Below are 20,069 nucleotides of genomic sequence, written 5' to 3'. Positions count from 1 at the left end.
CACCGTCGCTGAATTAGCCCATCGCGCGTGTCAGCGACAGGCGGGATCGGCGCAAAACCGGGTCGCCCGCAAGGACTAATCCCGATGGCTTTCCCGTAGAGCCCCCGTAAGTCGAAATTCCAACTTCTCGGTGCGCGACAAGCGCTACGATGAACAACGAGGGGGCGGCACCTCACCTTGAAAGCAGCGAGGCCGTTATGGAGCGTTTATACCTGGGCATCACCGTTACCAGCACATACGTCTTGGTCACGATTGCGCTGATCGTGGCTTTCATGCATTGACCGGCAGATAGGTCTGGCACGGCTGGTCTTGTGGCGAGCCACAACAACTTTCACCACTCACCCGCAACTATCGACGAAAGCCCCGAAAGCCGATCGAGATCCGGCGGGAGGTCGCCCGCCAGTTTGCGGCCGACATGCAGGCCGGCACCAAGTTGCGGTTGAGCGAGGTCAAACGACTTTTTGAGTTGATGCGAACCGGGCCGATTAACGCTCCCGCTTAACGCTCCTTGGGCTTGGGCTTTCCTTCCTATTGACGCTGTTGGGAGCCGAGGTGATAGGCGCCATTATCAGGCGGCGATTTGAATGCGCGATTTATTTGGACTGACGCAGCGTTTGCTGGTGGTTTTGATCTTCGTGCCTTTCGAGCGATTGTTCGCCGCGAGGCCTCAGAAGATTTTCAGGCGTGGCCTGCTGACCGACATGGCCTTCCCGTTCATCAACGCCGGGCTGGTGCTGGCCGGCGTGATCGCCATCATGACGGCGGCCATCCTTGTCAATCAATCGATCCTGCCTGCGGCAGTAACGCAGGCGATCGGCGATCTTCCGTATCTGGTTCAAGTGCCCCTTGTGATCCAGATCGCCGACCTCGGCGTCTACTGGACGCACGGCGCGCTGTTTCCGGTTTACGCGCTCGGCTTCTCCATCGAAGCGATCGGGGCCTACCTGCTCGTCTACTACTGGCAGGCCTGGCTGGTTCACGCCAATGTCCGCCTGAACCATGGACCGCTGCGCCACGTCCTGGTGTCGCCGGAATTTCATCACTGGCACCACAGCAGCGAGACGGCAGCCAGGGACAAGAACTTCGCCGGGCTGTTCTCCTTCTACGACGTGCTGTTCGGGAGCACCTACCTTCCGAAGGGGCAAAATCCGAAGGCATTCGGCGTCGATCATCCAATGCCCTCCAGCTACCTGGCGCTCCTGGCCTACCCGTTTGTCGCGTGGACCGCGAAGCGCAAGCGCGACGATCCGTCAGCCATCCAACCTCTGTCGAACGGTGGAAAGCCTGCACAGCCGCGCCAAAGCGCGCCGCTGAGCTAGCCGCGCAAGCTCTTCTCCCCGAACCAGCGCCGGCAGGCGCGGCTGAAGCTCGTCGCGTCGGTGTAGCCGAGCGCGGCCGCCATCTCGTCGCGCGACTGTGTATCGGCAGTGAGCATTGTCCGGGCGCGCTCCCGCAGCACGCCGTCGAGCAGCGGCCGGAAGGCGCAGCCCGCCTCCGCCAGCCGCCGCACCAGCGTCCGGCGCGAGGTGCCGACGAGGCGCGCGGCTTCCTCCTCGCCGAGGCGCTGCGGCAGCCGCGCCGCAATCAGGCTCTCGACGATCCGCGCCAGCGCCGCGGTGTCGGAGCGCGGCTTCTCGATTTCCTCGAGCGCTTCGATCGCCTTGGCGTGCAATTCCGGATCGGCAAACGGCGAAGGCCGCGCGCATAGCTGCTTCGGCACGTCGAAGATGAAGGCGGCGGCGTTGAACTTCACCGCGCAGGAATAATGCTGCATCAGCCCCTCCGCGCCGGCAGGCGGCGGCCAGGGAAACTGCAAGGTCGCCTGGTCGATCGCATCCTCGAGCAGCTGCGCATAGACCGCGTGCACGTTGAGGCTGACCGCCAGCGCCACGGCGCGCCACAGCGCGCCCTCCATGGCGACCGCAGGAGAGATCTCAATCTGGATCGAGCGCGGCGTTGTGCGCAGCCGGTTGCGGATGAAGGGCGCGCGGGTCGACCCGAAGCGCGCGCCGGTGTTGAGGGCATCCGCGATGGTCGGCGCCGTCCTGGTCGCGACATCGAGCGCGCCTTGCAGCGATGTCGACCAGACCGCCGCGGCCGACAGCGGCCACAGCTCGCCATGCCGGCGGGTGATGTTGGCGGCGAGGATCACCAGCGACGACACCGGCATGTGAGCGCCGGGCTGGTCGAGCACGTCCTGCTCGATTGCAGTGCCCTGCAGCAGCTCGTCGCGTTCGCCCCGCGTCTTGCCAAACGCCCGCACCAGCGCCCGCGCATAGCTCACGGACACCGGCATGCGAAGGACATCGGCCTCCGATCCCTGCATTGCCTTGGCGCCCCTCCCTCGCGAGCGTCCAGCCGGACGGACCTGATGGAACAGGCTTGGCGCAAAATGCCACAAAATTGGCCTGTTGGGAACTGGCGGCGCAGGCCCGCCTCGCGGCATCCTGAGCCCAATAACGGCGAACGCCGCCTCGACAAGAGATGCTGGAGGAAATGCGATGATCTTCACGGGCACCAATGCCGCTGGCGAAACGATCACCTACCGGGACGGCAAGCGCTATCTGTGGATGCTCTCGTTCATCCCGCCGCTGATCCCGCTGTTGTCCTACTGGCTCTTCCTGCGGACGCACAATCCGCTGGTGACGCTGATTCCGTTCGTCTTCATCTTCATCCTGATCCCGCTGCTCGATGTCCTGTTCGGTGAGGACACCCACAATCCGCCGGCGGAAGTGGTCGCCGCGATGGAGGCCGATCCCTATTATCTGCGGCTGGCGCGCATCACCGTGGTATTTCCATGGATCAACTACGTCGCCCTGATCGCCTTCTTCGGCACGCAGGAGCTGCCGTGGTGGTCGTATGTCGCTTTGCTGCTCGGCGTCGGCACCATCAATGGCGGTGCGCTTCTGATCGGGCACGAGCTCGGCCACAAGGCTGATCGGCTTAACATCTTGTTCGGCATGCTCGCCAACTGCGCGGTGGGCTACGCCCATTTCCGCGTCGAGCATAATCGCGGCCATCACACCTGGGTCGCGACCCCCGAAGATCCCGCCAGCGCGCGATTCGGTGAATCGATCTATGCATTTGCCACCCGCGAGCTGCCGGGCGCCTTCAAGCGCGGCTGGCGCAATGAGGCCGAGCGGCTGACCCGGCGCGGCGAGCCGGTCTGGTCGGTCAACAACGAGATCCTGCAGGGCTTTGCGCTGACGCTCGTCGTCGCGGCGATTCTGATTGCGCTGTTCGGCTGGAAGGTCGCGCCGTTCATCGTCGCGCATCATTTCCTCGGCTGGTATGCGCTGACCCAGGCCAATTATGTCGAGCATTACGGATTGCTGCGCGAGAAGCTGCCGAACGGCCGCTACCAGGCGGTCGAGCCGCGCCACTCCTGGAACACCAACCACATCGTCTCGAACCTGATGACGTTCCATCTGCAACGTCACTCCGATCACCACGCCAACCCGATGCGCCCCTACCAGTCGCTGCGCGATTTCGACGACATCCCGCGGCTCCCGAACGGCTACACCGGCATGTTCGGCCTGGCTGCGATCCCGCCGCTCTGGTTCCGTGTGATGGACCCGAAGACACTGGCGTGGGCCGGCGGCGACAAGAGCAAGCTCAATCTGGGCGACCGGCCGGTGAATGCGTGATTGCAGGTCTTGCCCGGCCTGCGAGCAGGCCGGGCAATCGTCGTCAATACAGTCGATGCGCGGTCAACGCGAGACGTAGCCTGCAGCCAGCGGCTTGAAGCGATAGACCAGATACGGGGCCTTGTTCTCGCCCTTGCCGCCGTGGAACATCGCGGCCGCAGAGGCGTCGGAGCACACCAGCAGATGATCCTGCATCGTGCCGCGCAGGCTGTGATCCCCGTCGATGAAGACGAGGTCGGGGCTTCAGCCGGTCGACATGCGCACCCACCAGCGGTGAAGTCGAATAAGCCTGGAGATAGACCGGCTCGATGCCGGCCTGCTCCTGCAACAGATCGAAATAGGTCGAGATGAAGGGCGTCGGCGCGATCGGATCGAGTGCGATCACGGTCTTGAGATCGGCGCCGCTGTTCCTCAGCCACTTCGTAACCAGGATGAACATGCCGCCCCAGCAGCAGCCGATTTCCATACAGGAGGAAATGCCGGACGCGTTGTGCGCGCGCCAAGCCGGATATGGCGCGAGCGCGCTTCCCGGGCGGAGAATCTTGCATCCCGCCGCTGACCGCGTCCGTCCACGGCATGTCTTGCGGCCGCCCGCTTTCACCCACTCGGGATCTTCCGACGCACCGCCTCCACGCCGGCATCGGTCACGCGATATTTCCGTCCGATCTCCGGCAGGATCCAGCCCTTCTCGATCATTCCAGCAATGGTGCTAGGGCCGACACCCGCGGGAAACGGCCGGCGATTGCGGATCGCATCAATCGCGACCCGCTCGAGATGGGTGGCGACATGCGAGGGGCGCGCGCGAAACGCCTTGGCCATGATGAGGACCGACAGCACCTCGGCGCGCCGGCGCACGGCCGAAGCGCTGCGGGTCAGTTCGTTGCTGATCTCGAGAGCGTTCTTGCCGGCCCTGGCGAGTTCTCTGAGTTTCTCGTCCTCGTCAGAGCTCCAGCGCCGCACGATCCCCATCTGGCCCTCACCGCCTGGATACCCATCTCGAACCGATGCATACGCAGGCGGCGCTGATTTGCCATGTGACTTTCGGCACCTCTTGATGTGACGTTGGAGACTGTCGCCATCAACAAGGCCGATCGCGAAAACACTCCTAGTGCTTGCTGGGTTCAAGCGTGATGAGCACGCCGGTCGGTTCGGGCTCGTGCGGCCGCAGCGACGTCAGCTCCGGATCGCTCCACTCGGCAAGGCTCACCACCTCGCCGGTCTGCCCCGGCATGTCGGAGCTCTGGGCAGGTTCGAGGACCTTGAGGCCACTGGTGTCGACGAAGAATGTGTGCTCGCCGAACACGCTGTTCAGCTGCGCCACCGCCGGATGATCATCCGGAAGCACCTGAGCGTTAAGTTGCGTCATGGTCTGCTTGACTTGCGTGGAATTGAGCTTCATCCGCTGTTCCTTCTTTGTTGGTTCCGGCCTTGGATGTTTCCCTGGCTGGTTCCTCCCCGCCCGCACCCCTCGCCGGGGGCTTCGAAGTCTCGAACCGATCAGGCAACGAAACGTTCCGCAGACGCGACGCATTGACCGCGTGCGCGCGGGTTCCAGATCCATCGCTATGTGACGCGTGGCACGACGCTGGGCGTGCCCACTCTCTACGTGGCGGAAGGCTTCTTCCTGGCGAGCCCTTCCAGATGCACGCGGCGCGCAGCGGTCTTGCGTGCGCGCGCCCTGGTGCGGCAGGCCCGGCAGCGCACGGCCTTGGTGAACACGTCGCCCTTGGCGGTCTCGTACCACCATTTCTGCTGCAACGGCGTCCACACCTCGGCAACGCCGCAATCCTTGCAGACGAACGGCTCGGGCCGATAGGTTCCGCGTTCGACGAAATCTGGAGTCGAATAGCTGTTCGAGGGCGCGAGCTGGCTCGTGACCACCGCAACCTCGTCGCGCGCCAGCGCGATCTTGTAGTCGCGCAGGCGCTGCCGTTCGGCGGCGCGTTGCGCCAGCGTGCGACGCCATTCCTCAGCCTTGCGCTGTTTGGCTTCGATCTCGCCCCGCGTCTGCTTGCTGCGCTTCACGCCCATACCATCCGGCTTGCACCGTATCGACGAACTTGCCGCCCGGCAGCCCGGCCACATCAGGACGATGTCACTGACAGGCTGCAGGTCAGCGCAGGCTTGCCATGGTAGCCGCAGCAGTGCCGGGCGGCCAGATTGATCCGGGCGGAGGTTAAGTCTGCCCCTGCTCCGCCGGCCGCATGCGGATCAGTGCATCGAGAACCAGGACAAGTACGGGACGCTGCTCGTCGTTGACGAGCTCGGTCTTGAAAATCACGATGGCGTCGCGTCGCTCCGGCCTGATGGTGATTTTCTGGATCCGGGATTGGCCGGTGAGCGTGGCGCCCGGGCGGACCGGGCTCGGCAAGCGGATCTCGAAGCTCCGCCCGACGATGCCCGCCACCTTGGTCCAGATCGCCTCCACGACGAGCCGTTGATAGATCGCGATGGTATTGAAGCCGCTTGCGATCAGGCCGCCGAACGGGCCCGCCGCGGCCGCGACGGGATCGGTATGGATCGGCACCGGATCATATTTCCCGGCGAACTCCAGGATCTCGGCTTCGCCGATCGTGTAGGTGCCGAGCTGGAATGTCTGGCCTTCGGTGAGATCTTCCGCATACAGCATCGCGCGTCTCCGTCTGTCGCGCGACGATAGACCAATGCTGCGGGCTTTCCATTACCTCCGACGTCAAGAACTTCGCGCGCAGGTCTCCGGGCGCGAGGCAGCGACGCGAGCCGCACCCGCCGCCCGCGTCTTGCTGCAAGCATACCGCTGCTATTGCAGCCGGGCCGCCCTCGCCTTTGCCGCCTTCACCGTGTTCTCCATCAGGCAGGCGATTGTCATCGGGCCAACGCCGCGCGGCACCGGCGTGATCGCGCCGGCGACCTGCACCGCTTCGTCGAAGGAGACGTCGCCGCACACCGCGTAGCCGCCGTCCGGCTTCTCGACGCGCGTGGTGCCGACGTCGATGACGATGGCCTGCGGCTTGATCCAGTCGCCGCGCACAAGGCCAGCCTTCCCCACCGCGCTGACCAGGATATCGGCCTGACGGCAGATCTTGCTGATGCCGCGGGTGTGGATGTGGGTTTGCGTCACGGTCGCCTGCTCCTGCAGCAACAGCGCGGCCATCGGCTTGCCCACAATGTTGGAGCTGCCGATCACCACGGCATGAGCGCCGGTGAGATCTGGCCGGATCGACTTGATCAGCCGGAGACAGCCGAGCGGCGTGCACGGCACCAAGGCATCGTCGCCGTGAAACAGCCGGCCTGCGTTCAGCGCGTGCAAGCCGTCGACATCCTTGGCAGGATCGACCGCCGCCATCACGCGCAAGGCGTCGATGTGCGCCGGCAGCGGCAGCTGGATCAGGATGCCGTCGATATCGTCACGTGCGTTGAGCGCGTCGATCCTGGCGAGCAGATCGGCCTCGCTGGCGTCATCCGGCAGGCGTTCGACCTCGCCGCGCAGGCCAAGCCGCTCGGCCATCCTGACCTTGCTCTGTACGTAAATTTGGCTCGCCGGGTCACAGCCAACCAGCACGACCGTAAGCCCGGGCGCGCGGGGCAGCCGGTCCAGTTCGCTCGCAACCTTGTCGATGACAATTTGGGCATGTGCATGCCCATCAAGAATGTTCGCCGTCATGGCACCTCCGTTTCGAAGCGGTGCCCAGGCGCGCGGCGTTCAGTCTCTGCGCTCCCCGATGGTGGTCCATCCAAGCGCCAGTCGCGCAGATGGCGTCCTCATAGCCGCCCGGCCCGGCAAACGCAAATCACGCACGCTTGCGGCCGACCCGGCGACGAATTGCCCCTGTTTTTGCCAGTGGATCGGTGCCGGGCGGGGCCCCTCCGGGGGTAGGATTCGGGCAGAACTTGCGATAAGCCTCGGCGCTTGCCGGGCTTTTCCGATCCCCGGCGCCATCCTTCCGGTCATCACGCCACTTCGGACATTTTCACCATGAGACATATCATCCTCGCGCTGGCGCTCCTCTGCCCGGCTGCCGCGCTTGCTCAAGGCACCGCTCCAGCCACCACCCCACCCCCCGCCGCCGACAAGCCGGCGGCGGCCGCGCAGCCGATGGTCGGCGACAAGCCGCTGGTCCAGGTCGGCAAGAAATCGGCGGCCAAGAAGGGCGAGAAGGCCGCAGCACCCGGCAAGCCGCAATCGGTCGCGCAGAAGCTCCAGGCCTGCCAGGACATCGACGACGCCACCAAGGAGCGGTTGATGTGCTACGACGAGATCTTCAAGCCGCAGCCCAAGCCGAAGGCCGCCCCTGCCAAGGGCGTCGCCGAATGCCGGTTCGTCAAGGAAGAGGACGAGCGGCTGACCTGTTACAACGGCTTCGCCGACAAGATTCCGCGCCTGCCGCGCTAACCGGTTCCGGCCGCCCGGGGCGCCTTCCCGCAACCGGTTTTACCTGGCTGACATCGCGAACATGAAAATGCCGCCGCAAGCGTTTGCGGCGGCTTATCGATTGCCGGTTGCCCCGTGTCCCTGCCTACCAGGTACCGAAGCCGCCGAAGAAGCCCATGCGTGGCTGCTGTTGCGCGACACGGTAGGGCTGATACATGCCGGGCTGGGCCAGCCGCATCGGCTGCTGGGAATGGGTATGGCTACGCGCAATCTTGCGCTTCTTCAGCGCCTGCACCGGCTGCTCGGCCGGCTTCGCCTCGGCCACGACCGGCCCCTTGCGCGCGTCAGCCTTCTCCGGCGGAATGAACTGTGCGAACGTGTCACGGACGCGGGCCTGCGCCGACGCATCGCTGACAGCCGCCGGGGTCGCTGCGGCAACCGCGTTCACCTGCGACGGAACGATGGTCGGCAGGTTGGTGTCGTACACCACCCGCTCCGGCAGTTTCTGGGTCGACTTGATGCGTACCATGGTCTTGTTGTCGACGCCGGGCGACGATAGACCCTGGCTGGCGACCACAGCCTCCTGCGGTACGATGGCATTGACGGCGAAGAGCAGCGCGAGCAGCACGCCACCAACGAACAGGAAATAACGCGCCACAGGCATTTTGGTAGCTCCCCCCGCGCTACGGGCGCGGTTCAACTCGACGCGACGACATCTGTCATCGCGCAACGAATTCATCGTCTGCGCATGATCACCCGGGCAGACGCTATCCGCGCTCCCGGGTCGTTCTCTAACGGTCGGCTTATTAGTTAGTTCCTGCCTGGCCATTGCGGTTCACCCGGCAAGTCAATTCCTGGTCACTTTTTCGGGATGCAGGGTTCAGGCGCGGCTGGCGGTCGCGACCGTGCATTTCGCCTTGTTTGCGTTAACGTTTACGAACCCGATCAGCATCCGCGGGTAGGTCTTGCGGCTTTTCATGGCGATGGTGTCCGGGATCAGCCGCTTGCGTTCGGTCACGGGGCTGCCGTCGCTACGGATGAAGGTGCAGGCGATCTCGATATCCTTCACCGCGAAATCATTGGCATTGCGCAGCGTCAGGGTGACCAGCACCTTCGAACCCAGCCCGCCGCGCCGCCAGGATTGCGAGGCGATCCGCAGCCGGTCCAGCGGCGATCCTTCGGTACCCGGCCCGGACGCTTTGGCCGCCTCGGCCTGCTGCGCGGCGGTGGCCACGCCGACCGTGGCCGGCTCACCTGCCGGTGCGGCTGGCGCATCCTTTGCAGCTTGATTTGTGATTTGGCCGGGCTGCGCCCCGGTCGATGCATCCTGCACGGAAGACAACGGCCAGATATCCTGGTCTCCGGCATCGCTCGGCTCGGGGAGCATGAACCACGCCGCAATTCCGGCGACCGCGATGATCGACAGCAGCAGGCTGGCGTAGAAGCCGCCCTCACCGAGACGCCCGGCGGCAAACCTTCGAAACGACGCCAAGCCGATCCGCATCGTCGTGCCCTCACCCTCGACGCCCGATCAAGCCGCCACCCAGCAAGGAAGCCGCAGGCATCGCAGCGTGCGGCATCCGGGACGGCCGCAGGTCGAGCGGCCACGCGAGAACAATCGCTGGCGGCCGGAATGGTTTCATTCCGGGACGACAATCTTGCGGCCGGCATCACGGAGGGATGGTATCCCAAACGGCCGCTCGCTAGATTTGCGCCGCCCGAGAGCGAGTGCCGCGCACCCGAGCGGCGCGAGAACAACAAGGAGACCGCAATGCCTGTCGTCACCTGGGACCACGTCCATCTGCGCAGTCCCGATCCCGAGGCCACCGCGACCTGGCTGCGCGACATTCTGGGCGGCGAGATCATCCGCGGCCCCGGCCGCATCGACGTCCAGCTCGGCGGCGCCAAGGTGTTCATCGCGGAGGTGACGCAAGGCGACGGCGTCAACGCCCCGCCGGTGACGCCGTATCAGGGGCTCGATCATTTCGGCCTGACCGTGAAGGACATCGACGCGGTCGCGGCCGAGATCAAGGCCAAAGGCGTCGAGTTCACCAAGGAGCCGACCACGATCCGCCCCGGCGTGCGGATCTGCTTCATACGCGGCCCGCAGGGCATCTCGATCGAGCTGCTCGAGCGCGACCAGAAATACGTGTGAGCGACGACCGATCCGCTACGTCATGCTGCCGGGCATGAAGCAGCGGATCGTCACGCCCATGTAGCTCTTGATCGGCCAGACCATGGCGCGGCCGACCCGGTTGGGCTCGGTGACCACAGCCTCGTCGGGGACGTCGACCCAGGCTCCGTCGAGACGCACGCGGTAATGCCCGTCCTTCGATTCCCAATCGACGTCGCTGACCGCGCTGCCGTCGGCATCCGAGCAGCATGGCCCCTTGCCGCTGCGCAGACCGTCGAACCATTCCTTGAGCGGCGAATTGGCGTAACGGCCGTCGGGATCGCGCGCCCGCGCGATTTGTACGGCCGCCGCCAACACCAGCATCATCAGCCCGAGAGACACCATCACACGGCCCACACGATGGGCCCAAGTTCCATTGGCATTGCGAGGACGCGCCAATCGGCCGCCCGAATCAATCCAGTCCGACATGTGTTCGCTCCAGCACTCACCGGCCAGTGCAACCAGAGCTATGCATTTCGCGGGCCAGTTCGATTCGCGCGCACGGTCCGCTGTCATCGCGCCGTCACACCGACTGGCAGGAACCGAGGGTTCACGGTCACTCCGGACACCCCCGGAATCAACCTGCCGCATTGCACGAGGTTGCTCGCTTTGGCATAAAAAACCAATCCGGATTGCTGCGGGCGCGGCAGCCGGTACATGGGACGTTATGAAAAACGGGCTGTACTCAATCCACGTCACACTGCTGGACGGACGCGTCGGCAAGGGCAGCGGAGTGATTCTTTTCCGCGACGGGCAAATTCTCGGCGGCGATGCCTATCTCTATTACACCGGCAGCTACACGGTGAAGGGTGACGCGTTCAAGGGCGAGGTTCTCGTGCAACGCCATACCACGCCGCGCGAGACCGACAACCCGCTGTTCGGCGGGCCCGCGCCGGTCGGCATCGGCGTCTCCGGCACCTTCACCGACACCCGCGGCACAATGAGTGGAACCGCGCTGGTCGGCAAGGCGAGCCTGATCTTCGGCGCGACGCTGCACAAGCTCGCGGATATCAACTAGGGATCGAAACCATGGTCTTAGTCCCGTCATCCTGAGGAGCCGCAAAGCGGCGTCTCGAAGGATGCACGGCCCCGCTAGCGGCCGTCGATCCTTCGAGACGCGCGCAAGAGCGCGCTCCGGGATGACGGATCAGAGCGCGCGGCCTACTCCGCCGCCTGCTCCAGCGGCGCGACGCGCGGCAGGATCATCTGGATGCGGGTGCCGTTGCCCGGTGCGGACTCGAGCGAGAGCCGGCCGCCGAGGCGGTTGGTGATGATGCTGTAGACGATGTGCAGCCCGAGCCCGGTGCCGCCCTGATCGCGCCGCGTCGTGAAGAATGGATCGAAGGCGCGGCGGCGCACGTCGAGGCTCATGCCGCAGCCATTGTCGGCGAAGATCACCTCGACATAGTCGTTGCCGGAGGCGTGCACCTGGATCTCGACCTCGCCGGCCTTGCCGTCCGGGAACGCATGCGCGACCGCGTTGAGGAACAGGTTGGTCAGCACCTGGCCATACGGTCCGGGATAGGAATTCATGATCAGGTTCGGCTCGCAATCGACGTTGAGCGTCAGATTGTGCTTGCGCAGGCCGGGCCGCAGACTCATCACCACCTGCTCGGTTAGATCGCCGAGATCGAAGGTGCGCTGGTCCGAATAATTGCGGTCGGCGGCGACCTGCTTGAACGACTGGATCAGCTCCGCGGCGCGGTTCAGATTGGCGACCAGCTGCGAGGAGGCATCCCGCGCGGTGTTCAGGAAGTCGTTGAGGCTCGAGCGGCGCAGGTCGCCGCGCTCGACCTGGGTCGCGAAGTTTGCGGTCTTGCGCTCCAGCGCGGAGGCCACCGTGAGGCTGATGCCGACGGGATTGTTGACCTCATGGGCGACACCGGCGACCAGGCGGCCGAGCGCGGCGAGCTTCTCGGCCTCGATCAGCGAATTCTGGGTTTCCCGCAGGTTGCGCAGCGCAGCCTCGGCGGAATCCCTCGCCTTGCGCATCTCCTGTTCGGAGCGCTTGCGCTCGCCAATGTCGAGCGCGACCGTGACGATGTTCTCGATGTCACCCTGGGCATCGAGGATCGGCAGCTTGTTGACGAGCCATTGCCGCATGTTGCCGGCTGCGTCCTTATACTCTTCCTCATAAAAACCAAGCTCGCGGCGCGCCGACAGCACGCGCTTGTCGTTCTCGTCGGTCTTGGCTGCGCCGTAGCGCGACATCAGCTCGGCGGTGGTCTGGCCGATCGCGTCCTGCGGCTCGATGCCGAAGATGCCCGCCATGTAGCGGTTCATCAGCACGTAGCGCAGGTTGCGTTCCTTGACGTTGATGACGGCGGGCACCGTGTCGATGACCATCTGCAACAGCCGGCGGCCTTCGGCGATGGCATCCTCGGCGCGCTTCTGGTCGGTGATGTCGCGCACCGTGCCCTCGTAGCGGACCACCTCGCCCTCGTCGTTGCGTACGACGGTCGCGGAATCGGACAGCCACAGCACGGTGCCGTCGCGCGAGCGCACCTGATACTCGTAGTCGCGCACCGTGCCGTCGCGCCGCATCAGCTGCTGGTACTGCTCCCGCGCCGCCGGATCGACATAGACGGTGGAGGCGATATCGCCGATACCGTTGATCAGGTCCTGCGGCGTGGCATAGCCCATCATCCGCGCCAGCGCCGGATTGGCGTTGAGCAGCGCGCCGCCCGGCGTCGTGACGTAGATGCCGTCGACCGATGCCTCGAACAGCTTGTGGTAGCTCTCCTCGGCGAGCCGCTGCTCGGCAAGCGCGCGCAGTGCCGCCTCGCGCGCGCTGTCGGCGTCGACCAGGGTCTGGCGGAACACTTCGGCGGCGCGCGCGATGTCGCCGATCTCGTTGTCGAGGTCGGCGCCCGGAATGAACGCGCTCTTCTCGCCGCCCGCGACCTTGCGGATCGATCCGGCGATCCTGGCGAGCGGGCGAACGGTGCGGCGAACCACCAGCACCGAAGCGAACAGGCCGATCAGCACCCCCGCCGTGCCGAGCACGATGCTCTGCCATTTTGCCTCAGCCAGCGTGCGCGCGAAATCGCGCGACAGCACATGGCCGCGGCGAGAGCTGAGCTCGCGCAGCAGCTCGGTGACCTTCTGGATCAGGCGGCCTTCGGCGCCGAGCACCTCGCGGTCGATGTCGGCGATCTGGCCCTCGCGCACCGAAATCGCGCTGATCGCCTCGGCATAATTGTCGACCGCGCCGCGCAGGGCGGGTTCGGCGATGGTCATCGCCCGCATGCTTTGCGCGGCCTGCTCGGCGGCCGACGTGTTGTGCGCCAGGAGCGCGGTGGCAATGCGGCTCTGCGCCTGCGACAGCGTATTGGCCAGCGCCGCATCATCACTCGCGGCGACCGCCTTGTCGAACGCATCGCGCAGCGGCGGCAGCCCGGCGACGATCTCGGCACGGCGGCTGAGCAGCGCCGAGATGCGCTCGATCCCGCTGCGATAGGTCGCCAGCCGCTGGGTGACGCCGTCGATCATGTCCTGCTGCTCGGGCGCCAGCTCGATCCGGGTCTTCTTCAGGATCTCGCTCAGCGACTGGGCCGCCTCTGCGACCTGGGCCGACTGGTTTCCGGGCTCGGTGACGAAGTCCCGCGCCGCCAGCCGCAGCTCGTTGGTGCGACGATCGATATCCTCGGCGATGTCGCCGACGCTTTGCAGCCGCTGCAGCTCGGCGAAGGTCGTATCGATGTGCCGGATCGCGATCACGCTGGCCGTGGACGTGATGATGATCACAGCCAGCACCAGCAGGAAGCTGCCGAACGTGAGCTGGCCAATGGAGAGGGAGAACGCACGCGGCGCTTGCGAATTCGGCGGCAATTCAGCGGTCATGTCATCAAGGCCGGGGTCCAATGCACCCCAATATACGGGAAATTACGGGCTTTGGGGAAACATGCTGAAAGCCCCTCGCCGGCCGGCGGTGTGACCCGTGTCACCCGGGGAGCCATCGGTGGCCGATTCCGGCACAGGGCAGCGTCAAGCCTAGTCGGGCGGGATGCCGGCCTCCTTGATGCATCCGGGGACATCCAGCCGGCAGCCGGTTTCGGGAGACAGGACATCAGGCGCCGGCAGCCTTCGGCGCCGGGGTCGCCATCGCGGCGATGACCTCAGACCGTAGCGGTCCTTCGCGCAGGAATCGTCATCGCGGCGACGCCGATCACGACGCAGGCGAGCCCGAGCCACGCCGTCGGGCTCAGCCGTTCGCCAAGAAAGGCGACGCTGAGCGCAACTCCGATTGGCACCCGCAGATAGGCCTGCGCGGTGGTGCCGACCGAGCCTAAGGTCTGGATCAGGCGGAAGTAGATCACGAAGGCGATCGCGGTCGAGAACACCGCAAGCGCCAGCAAGGCGAGCAGCGAGCTGGTCGATGGCGTCAGCGCCCAGGGCCGTTCGACGGCGAGGCTGAGCGGAATCAGGACCGCCGCGCCCGCGATCAGCGAACCCGCCGCTGGCGCCATCGGATCGAGCCCCTTGAAGCCGCGGCTGAAGATCGCGGCGCAGGCGTAGCAGATGGTGGCGGCGACGATCGCGACCTCGGCCACGATGCCCTCCCCGAGATCGCGGAACGCATCGACGCCGACGATCAGGCAGATGCCGGCCATGCCGGCAATCACCCCGAACAGCTTGCGCGGGCTCGCGGCCTCGTGGCGGGTGATCGCGGCCGTGAACAGGAAGGTGAAGATCGGCGAGGCCGAATTCAGGATGGTGGCGAGCCCGGCATCGACGAAGCGTTCGCCCCAGGCGATCAGCGTCCACGGGATCACGCTGTTGAGGCAGGCCTGGAAGATGAAGCGGCGCCAGGTCGCGCCATCCGTTGGCATGGTCACGCCGCGCATCCGCATGATGACGAGCAGCAAGAGCCCCGCGATTGCGGTGCGTGCCGCGATCAGCGTGATCGGCGGGATGGTCGCGACGCTGAGCTTGATGAACGTGTAGGAGCCGCCCCAGAGGGTGGCGAGCACGAGCAGCAGCGCCAGCTCGAAGCCCATATGGGGCTGCCGCGCGTTGCCGGTCGCGGGGCAGCTCACGACGCGCTCCCTGCGAGCCAAGCAGCGGTCGCCGCAAACAGACCTTCGCGTCCGTGTTCAAGATGCATCAAATGCGTTGCCCTCGGCACGACGACATCGGCCTTCTGCGAGGCGCCCAGTGCATGTGTCAGCCAGGCTGCGTCGGCATGCTGACAAAGGTTGTCCCATTCACCACGGACGATCAGCGTCGGCGCCTGGACGCGGCGCGGGTCGTAGGCGAGCTGCCCCGACATCGCGGCGATGATGTCGGCCTGCGGCCCGTTTGGAATCCGGACCGCCGGCGGGTTGCGTCCGGCCGCACCGGCATCGCTTGCCAGATAGGCCGGCCCCCACTCGGCGAGGTCAGGCTCGATCAGCACCGGCGGATGCGACGGCGGGACGTCCTCGACAAATCGTTTCAATTGATCCGCGATGGAGACCTCGCGCCATGCACCGATGCTCTCGGGGCGTGGCAGCCCCTCCAGCTCGCGCCGGACGATCGGCGCGAACAGCACGAGGCGGCCGACCGCATCCGGACGATCGGCTGCAAAACGGCTGGCCGCCATCGTGCCCCACGAATGCGCGACGATATGAACCGGCACACCGGCGCGCACCTTGCGGATGTGATCGACCACCGCACCGACCTGAACGGTGGCTTCCGGCGCGCGGCCGAGCGGCGCGACCCCGCTCGCGGGCATCGACATCTGACGCGGCCTGCTCGAGCCGCCGAAGCCTGTGAAATCGAAACCCCAGACGTCGAAACCGCCGGCATTGAGATCGTCCGCCCAGGATCGCCCGCTAAAGCGATAGCCGACCGACAGCGACGACGGGAACGTCGCGCCGTGAACGTACAGCACCGGATCGCCCGCGCCCGGCCAGTGCCGCAGCAGCAGCGTGTCGTCGCTGCCGGGCAGCGTCAGGTGGGCTTCGAGAGATATTGCCGCTTCGAGAGATGTTGCCACGTCGGTTCCTTTGCGCCGGGCCGTTCGCCCAGCGCGGTGATTGACGTGGTTATAGCGAGCTTCTGAAGGCTATACTTCGATGCTCGCCGAAGTATCGTGGCTCCGGTCCGCGGGAGCTCAGCCCATCGCGCCGACGTCGAACACCTCGCCGTCGTAGCCCGCTTCCTTGGGGATTCGGAGCTGGCGGCCGTTGGCGGTCTTGGTCATCACGGGCATCACGGCGACGATCGACTTGCCCTTGCTGTCGGCGAGCGCGGCGCCGACGTTCGGCTGCTTGCCGAGCCTTATCAGATTGCGCGTGGTGGGGAACGGCAGCTTGAAGCGGCCGGTCTCGCCGCCCTCCAGCGCCTCGCGCGTCGACACCCAGATCGAGTCGGTCGATTCCTTGCCGTCATGGGCGCCGAGCTGCTCGGGCGGCGCGGCGGCGAGGAAGAACCAGGTGTCGAAGCGCTTCGGCATGCCTTCCGGCGTGATCCAGTGCGCATACGGCACGAGCTCGTCGAGCGCGAGCACCATGCCATTGTCCGTGAGCACCTTGAGGAAGGTGATCTTGCCTTCGTTCAACGCCGCACGATGCGCGGTCGCGATGTCGTTCGCACGCCCGGCGTCGACCAGATCCTTCGACCCCCGCGGCCGCGCCAGCAGGATGCCGCTCTCCTCGAAGGTTTCGCGGATCGCGGCGATGCGGAAACCGAGGGCGTCGCCGTCGAGCCCTTCCCCGCCCGAACAGAGCGCGGGATCGGCGGCGATCTCCTTGTCGTTCTTGTCGACGCTGCCGCCCGGAAACACCAGCGCGCCGGAATTGAACTCGATCTGGTGATGGCGGACCATCATGAAGACTTCAATTTCGGACGACGTTCCGTCACGCAGCAGCAGCACGGTCGAAGCAAGGCGCGGGGCAACGATCTCGGTCATAATTTATCCTGCTGCACTGGATTGCGGTTGCAGATTGGCGCGACGGTCGACGCGCGCCACGCGGGAGAGCAGATAGTCGACCTCCGCCCTCGCCTGCGGCGTGATCACAGCACCGGGCTTGCGCTGGGCGCTGGAGAAAATGATGCCGCGCTTCTGCAGCACGTATTTGCGCACGGTCAGGCCGACGCCGGGCTGCTGCTCGTAGCGGATCAGCGGCAGATGCGCGTCGAACAGATCATGCGCGGCATCGCGTTTTCCGGCCTTCGACAAATTGACGACGTCGATCAGGAGCTCGGGGAAAGCATAGCCCGTCATCGCGCCGTCGGCGCCGCGCTCCATCTCGAAATCGAGGAACAGACCGCCATTGCCGACCAGGATCGACAGCGGCCGCAGCGAGCCGTCCTTCTGGAAGTTGCGCAAGGTCGAGATCTTCTCGAGGCCCGGCCAGTCCTCGTGCTTGAGCATCACGCAGGACGGCGAATCCATCACGATCTTGCGGATCACCGCGGGCGTGAACACGACGGTGAGCGTCAGCGGGTAGTCCTGCAGAACCCAGGGAATATCGTCGCCGATCGCTTCCTGCGCCTGCTTGAAATAGCCTGTGATCTGGTCGTCGGTGCGCAGATGCGGCGGCGGCGCGATCATGACGCCGGCGGCGCCCGCATCCATCGACTTCTTCGCCAGCGAGCGCATCGTGGCAAAGCCGGGCGCCGAGACGCCGACGATCACCTGAAGCTTCTTGGCGCGCTTGACGAAGCGCAGCGCGACCTGCTCCGCCTCGGCGGCATCGAGCTTCGGCGCCTCGCCCAGAATGCCCAGCACCGTGACGCCGTCGCAACCGACCTCGGTGTAGAAATCGGTCAGCCGGTCGATCGATGCCTCGTCGATGCGGCCGTCGTCATGGAACGGGGTCGGCGCGATCGCAAAGGTTCCTGCGGCCTGGGCGGTGAGTTTTGTCATTTGTGCCTCATCTGTTTCCGCCCTCTATACAGCGTCATTCCCCGAGGCGCTATTGCGCATCGGGGATGCGCCACTTGGCGCAGCCCCGGAATGACGTACGGTCAGAACCGCCGCGCGCCCATCTTGATCTGCTCCTCGGAGAAGAAGATCTCCTTGGCGTGGGTGGCGATGTCCTCGGCCTTCCAGCCGGTAAATGGCGGCTTCCAGCCCTCCATTTCCATCATCCGCATCTCGCGGACGCCGCGCGGGCCCGAGACGCCGAGGACCTTGCCGGTCTGGTCGCCCGACAAATCGCTGACCATGTAGAGCACGGCCGGCGCGATGCCGTCCGGGCCGAGCGCCGCGCCCGGGTTCTCCTTGTAGCGCGGCAGGTCCGCCGTCATGCGGGTCAGCGCGCCCGGCGCCAGAGTCCAGATCCGGATGTTGTACTTGCGGCCCTCGATCGCCAGCACGTTGGAGAGACCCCAGATGCCGCCCTTGGCAGCGCCGTAATTGGTCTGGCCGAAATTGCCGATCAGGCCCGACGTCGAGGAGGTGTTGACGATGACGCCGCCGCCATTGTCGCGCATCCATTTGAACACCGGCTGGGTGCAGCAGAAGGTGCCCTTCAGATGCACCTTCATCACCCTGTCCCAGTTGGCTTCCTTGGCCTTGTGGAAGGTCTCGTCGAGCAGGATGCCGGCGTTGTTGACCAGGATGTCGGCGCGGCCGAAATGCTTGATGGCGTCGTCGAACACCGACTGGCCGCCGGCCAAGGTCGAAATGTCGGCGCAGTTGGCGACTGCGCGGCCGCCCTCGGCCTTGATCCCGTCGACCACCTTATCGGCCATCGACTTGTCGGAGCCCGAGCCGTCGCGCGGGCCGCCGAGGTCGTTGACCACCACCGCCGCACCCTCGCGCGCAAACAGCTTCGCGTAGGCTTCACCAAGTCCGCCGCCGGCGCCCGTGATCAGCGCCACCTTGCCGTCGAGTAATCCCATGGTCGTTTCTCCGTTTTGTTCTTTCTTCTTCACCTCTCCCCGCTTGCGGGGAGAGGTCGGATCGCCCTTGCGATCCGGGTGAGGGGGTACAGGTCTCACCATGGTCACAGCTCGCGGTGAAAGCCCCTCACCCCGCCCTCTCCCCGCAAGAGCGGGGCGAGGGAGTCGACGGTCGTCGCTTCTAGCTACGCCAGCACCGTCTTGCCGCTCTTGATCACGGTGACGCCGCGCGATTTCACCTTTGCCTCGAACGACACCACATTGCCGTCCTTCCAAAGCTCCATCGTCACGGTCTCGCCGGGAAATACCGGCGAGGAGAACCGCGCCGCGTGCTGCTTGAAGGCGGACGGATCGTAATCGGCATAGGTCTGCAGCACGCCGCGGCAGGTGATGCCGTAGGTGCACATGCCGTGCAGGATCGGTCGCGGGAAGCCGGCCTTCCTGGCGAACGCGGGATCGGAGTGCAGCGGGTTGCGGTCGCCGCAGAGCCGGTAGATCAGCGCCTGGTCGGGCCGCGTCGTGATGTCGACCACCTTGTCCGGCGCGCGCTCTGGCACCTTGTGCGGCTCGGGCTGGCCGTCCGACGGGCCGCCGAAGCCGCCATCGCCGCGGGCGAAGCGCGAGGCGACCAGCGTGGCGAGCTTGTCGCCCTTCTCGTCCTTCAACACGGTCTGGTGGCGGATCACCGCGCCCTTGTCCTTGCCCTTGTCGAACACGTCGAGCACGGTCGAGTCGGCCGTGATGTGGGCCGCGGTCGCGAACGGCTTGTGGAAGGTAATGTCGCGCTCGCCGTCGACCACCATCACGCGGTTGAGATTCATCTCGCCGGGACCGGCGCCCCAGGCCGCGACCGACGCAAACGTCGGCACTACCTTGAGCGGGCGCGGCGTCAGCACGCCCTCATTGACGAAAGCGAGCTCGTTCTCGTCCATCGGATCTGCGCCGAGACCGATGCCATAGGCATAGAGCATCACGTCGCGATCGCTGTAGCTGTATTTCTGGCCGAGGTTCTTCAGGGCCATCAGCTGTTCGTACACGATTGGCATTGTTGTTCTCTCCCCGA

General features: G+C 65.6%; 22 protein-coding genes and 1 riboswitch. Of the genes, 5 read left to right on the top strand and 17 right to left on the bottom strand.

Annotated features, from left to right (window positions below):
- Positions 1-584: 584 nt before the first annotated feature.
- Positions 585-1,319, top strand: a complete 735-nt coding sequence (locus JQ573_RS22930; RefSeq protein WP_212309607.1) for a sterol desaturase family protein — start codon at positions 585-587, stop codon at positions 1,317-1,319.
- On the opposite strand, the gene JQ573_RS22925 is transcribed toward JQ573_RS22930, so the two are convergent.
- Complete coding sequence (locus JQ573_RS22925) at positions 1,316-2,296, bottom strand: AraC family transcriptional regulator (RefSeq protein ID WP_212309608.1); 981 nt, start codon at positions 2,294-2,296, stop codon at positions 1,316-1,318. The genes JQ573_RS22930 and JQ573_RS22925 overlap by 4 nt on opposite strands.
- Positions 2,297-2,501: 205 nt before the next feature.
- Here JQ573_RS22925 and JQ573_RS22920 point away from each other — a divergent pair, with 205 nt between their 5' ends.
- Entirely contained in the window at positions 2,502-3,647 is a 1,146-nt protein-coding gene (locus JQ573_RS22920) for an alkane 1-monooxygenase (RefSeq protein WP_207830186.1), read from the top strand.
- Positions 3,648-3,710: 63 nt separating this feature from the next.
- On the opposite strand, the gene JQ573_RS40635 is transcribed toward JQ573_RS22920, so the two are convergent.
- From JQ573_RS40635 to JQ573_RS22895, 6 genes are all read right to left on the bottom strand, one after another.
- Positions 3,711-3,842: a hypothetical protein gene (locus JQ573_RS40635; protein WP_283815099.1), complete on the bottom strand. Its 132-nt coding sequence runs from the start codon at positions 3,840-3,842 to the stop codon at positions 3,711-3,713.
- 402 nt (positions 3,843-4,244) lie between these two features.
- Complete coding sequence (locus tag JQ573_RS22915; RefSeq protein ID WP_212309609.1) at positions 4,245-4,616, bottom strand: hypothetical protein; 372 nt, start codon at positions 4,614-4,616, stop codon at positions 4,245-4,247.
- A gap of 136 nt (positions 4,617-4,752) precedes the next feature.
- Positions 4,753-5,046 (bottom strand): hypothetical protein, encoded by a 294-nt coding sequence (locus JQ573_RS22910; RefSeq protein WP_095735203.1) that lies wholly within the window; start codon positions 5,044-5,046, stop codon positions 4,753-4,755.
- A gap of 203 nt (positions 5,047-5,249) precedes the next feature.
- A complete protein-coding gene (locus tag JQ573_RS22905; protein WP_212309610.1) occupies positions 5,250-5,672 on the bottom strand; it encodes a zinc-ribbon domain containing protein in 423 nt (140 codons plus the stop codon).
- Between the two features lie 151 nt (positions 5,673-5,823).
- Positions 5,824-6,276: a MaoC/PaaZ C-terminal domain-containing protein gene (locus JQ573_RS22900; protein WP_212309611.1), complete on the bottom strand. Its 453-nt coding sequence runs from the start codon at positions 6,274-6,276 to the stop codon at positions 5,824-5,826.
- A 150-nt stretch (positions 6,277-6,426) separates the two neighbouring features.
- Complete coding sequence (locus JQ573_RS22895) at positions 6,427-7,290, bottom strand: bifunctional 5,10-methylenetetrahydrofolate dehydrogenase/5,10-methenyltetrahydrofolate cyclohydrolase (protein ID WP_212309612.1); 864 nt, start codon at positions 7,288-7,290, stop codon at positions 6,427-6,429.
- 15 nt (positions 7,291-7,305) lie between these two features.
- Positions 7,306-7,385, bottom strand: a riboswitch (ZMP/ZTP riboswitch).
- Between the two features lie 217 nt (positions 7,386-7,602).
- Here JQ573_RS22895 and JQ573_RS22890 point away from each other — a divergent pair.
- Positions 7,603-8,019 (top strand): hypothetical protein, encoded by a 417-nt coding sequence (locus JQ573_RS22890; RefSeq protein ID WP_212309613.1) that lies wholly within the window; start codon positions 7,603-7,605, stop codon positions 8,017-8,019.
- A 124-nt stretch (positions 8,020-8,143) separates the two neighbouring features.
- On the opposite strand, the gene JQ573_RS22885 is transcribed toward JQ573_RS22890, so the two are convergent.
- Positions 8,144-8,662 carry a hypothetical protein gene (locus JQ573_RS22885; protein WP_212309614.1) on the bottom strand — a complete coding sequence of 173 codons (519 nt, stop codon included), beginning with the start codon at positions 8,660-8,662 and terminating at the stop codon, positions 8,144-8,146.
- A 216-nt stretch (positions 8,663-8,878) separates the two neighbouring features.
- Positions 8,879-9,385 (bottom strand): hypothetical protein, encoded by a 507-nt coding sequence (locus tag JQ573_RS22880; protein ID WP_212309615.1) that lies wholly within the window; start codon positions 9,383-9,385, stop codon positions 8,879-8,881.
- Positions 9,386-9,769: 384 nt separating this feature from the next.
- Between JQ573_RS22880 and JQ573_RS22875 the strand changes: the two genes are divergently transcribed.
- Positions 9,770-10,153 (top strand): VOC family protein, encoded by a 384-nt coding sequence (locus JQ573_RS22875; RefSeq protein ID WP_212310717.1) that lies wholly within the window; start codon positions 9,770-9,772, stop codon positions 10,151-10,153.
- Positions 10,154-10,168: 15 nt separating this feature from the next.
- On the opposite strand, the gene JQ573_RS22870 is transcribed toward JQ573_RS22875, so the two are convergent.
- Complete coding sequence (locus JQ573_RS22870; RefSeq protein WP_249132102.1) at positions 10,169-10,600, bottom strand: hypothetical protein; 432 nt, start codon at positions 10,598-10,600, stop codon at positions 10,169-10,171.
- A 238-nt stretch (positions 10,601-10,838) separates the two neighbouring features.
- Between JQ573_RS22870 and JQ573_RS22865 the strand changes: the two genes are divergently transcribed.
- On the top strand, positions 10,839-11,189 hold the full coding sequence (locus JQ573_RS22865) for a GrlR family regulatory protein (protein ID WP_092114933.1): 351 nt from the start codon (positions 10,839-10,841) through the stop codon (positions 11,187-11,189).
- Between the two features lie 143 nt (positions 11,190-11,332).
- Here the strand turns inward: JQ573_RS22865 and JQ573_RS22860 are convergent, their stop codons facing one another.
- The 7 genes from JQ573_RS22860 to JQ573_RS22830 all read right to left on the bottom strand — a co-directional run bounded on the left by JQ573_RS22860 (position 11,333) and on the right by JQ573_RS22830 (position 20,052).
- A complete protein-coding gene (locus JQ573_RS22860) occupies positions 11,333-14,014 on the bottom strand; it encodes a PAS domain S-box protein (protein WP_212309616.1) in 2,682 nt (893 codons plus the stop codon).
- Between the two features lie 275 nt (positions 14,015-14,289).
- Positions 14,290-15,171: a DMT family transporter gene (locus tag JQ573_RS22855; protein WP_212310718.1), complete on the bottom strand. Its 882-nt coding sequence runs from the start codon at positions 15,169-15,171 to the stop codon at positions 14,290-14,292.
- A 35-nt stretch (positions 15,172-15,206) separates the two neighbouring features.
- Positions 15,207-16,151: an alpha/beta hydrolase gene (locus JQ573_RS22850; protein ID WP_212309617.1), complete on the bottom strand. Its 945-nt coding sequence runs from the start codon at positions 16,149-16,151 to the stop codon at positions 15,207-15,209.
- 117 nt (positions 16,152-16,268) lie between these two features.
- A complete protein-coding gene (locus tag JQ573_RS22845) occupies positions 16,269-17,066 on the bottom strand; it encodes an NUDIX hydrolase (RefSeq protein WP_212309618.1) in 798 nt (265 codons plus the stop codon).
- A 3-nt stretch (positions 17,067-17,069) separates the two neighbouring features.
- Positions 17,070-18,026, bottom strand: a complete 957-nt coding sequence (locus JQ573_RS22840) for a dihydrodipicolinate synthase family protein (RefSeq protein WP_212309619.1) — start codon at positions 18,024-18,026, stop codon at positions 17,070-17,072.
- 101 nt (positions 18,027-18,127) lie between these two features.
- A complete protein-coding gene (locus JQ573_RS22835) occupies positions 18,128-19,006 on the bottom strand; it encodes an SDR family oxidoreductase (RefSeq protein WP_212309620.1) in 879 nt (292 codons plus the stop codon).
- 185 nt (positions 19,007-19,191) lie between these two features.
- Positions 19,192-20,052, bottom strand: a complete 861-nt coding sequence (locus JQ573_RS22830) for a MaoC family dehydratase (RefSeq protein ID WP_212309621.1) — start codon at positions 20,050-20,052, stop codon at positions 19,192-19,194.
- Positions 20,053-20,069 lie beyond the last annotated feature (17 nt).

This window comes from Bradyrhizobium sp. AUGA SZCCT0105, from assembly GCF_018129565.1.
In the GTDB taxonomy this organism is placed as follows: domain Bacteria; phylum Pseudomonadota; class Alphaproteobacteria; order Rhizobiales; family Xanthobacteraceae; genus Bradyrhizobium.
This window is presented reverse-complemented; position numbering and strand designations above follow the sequence as displayed.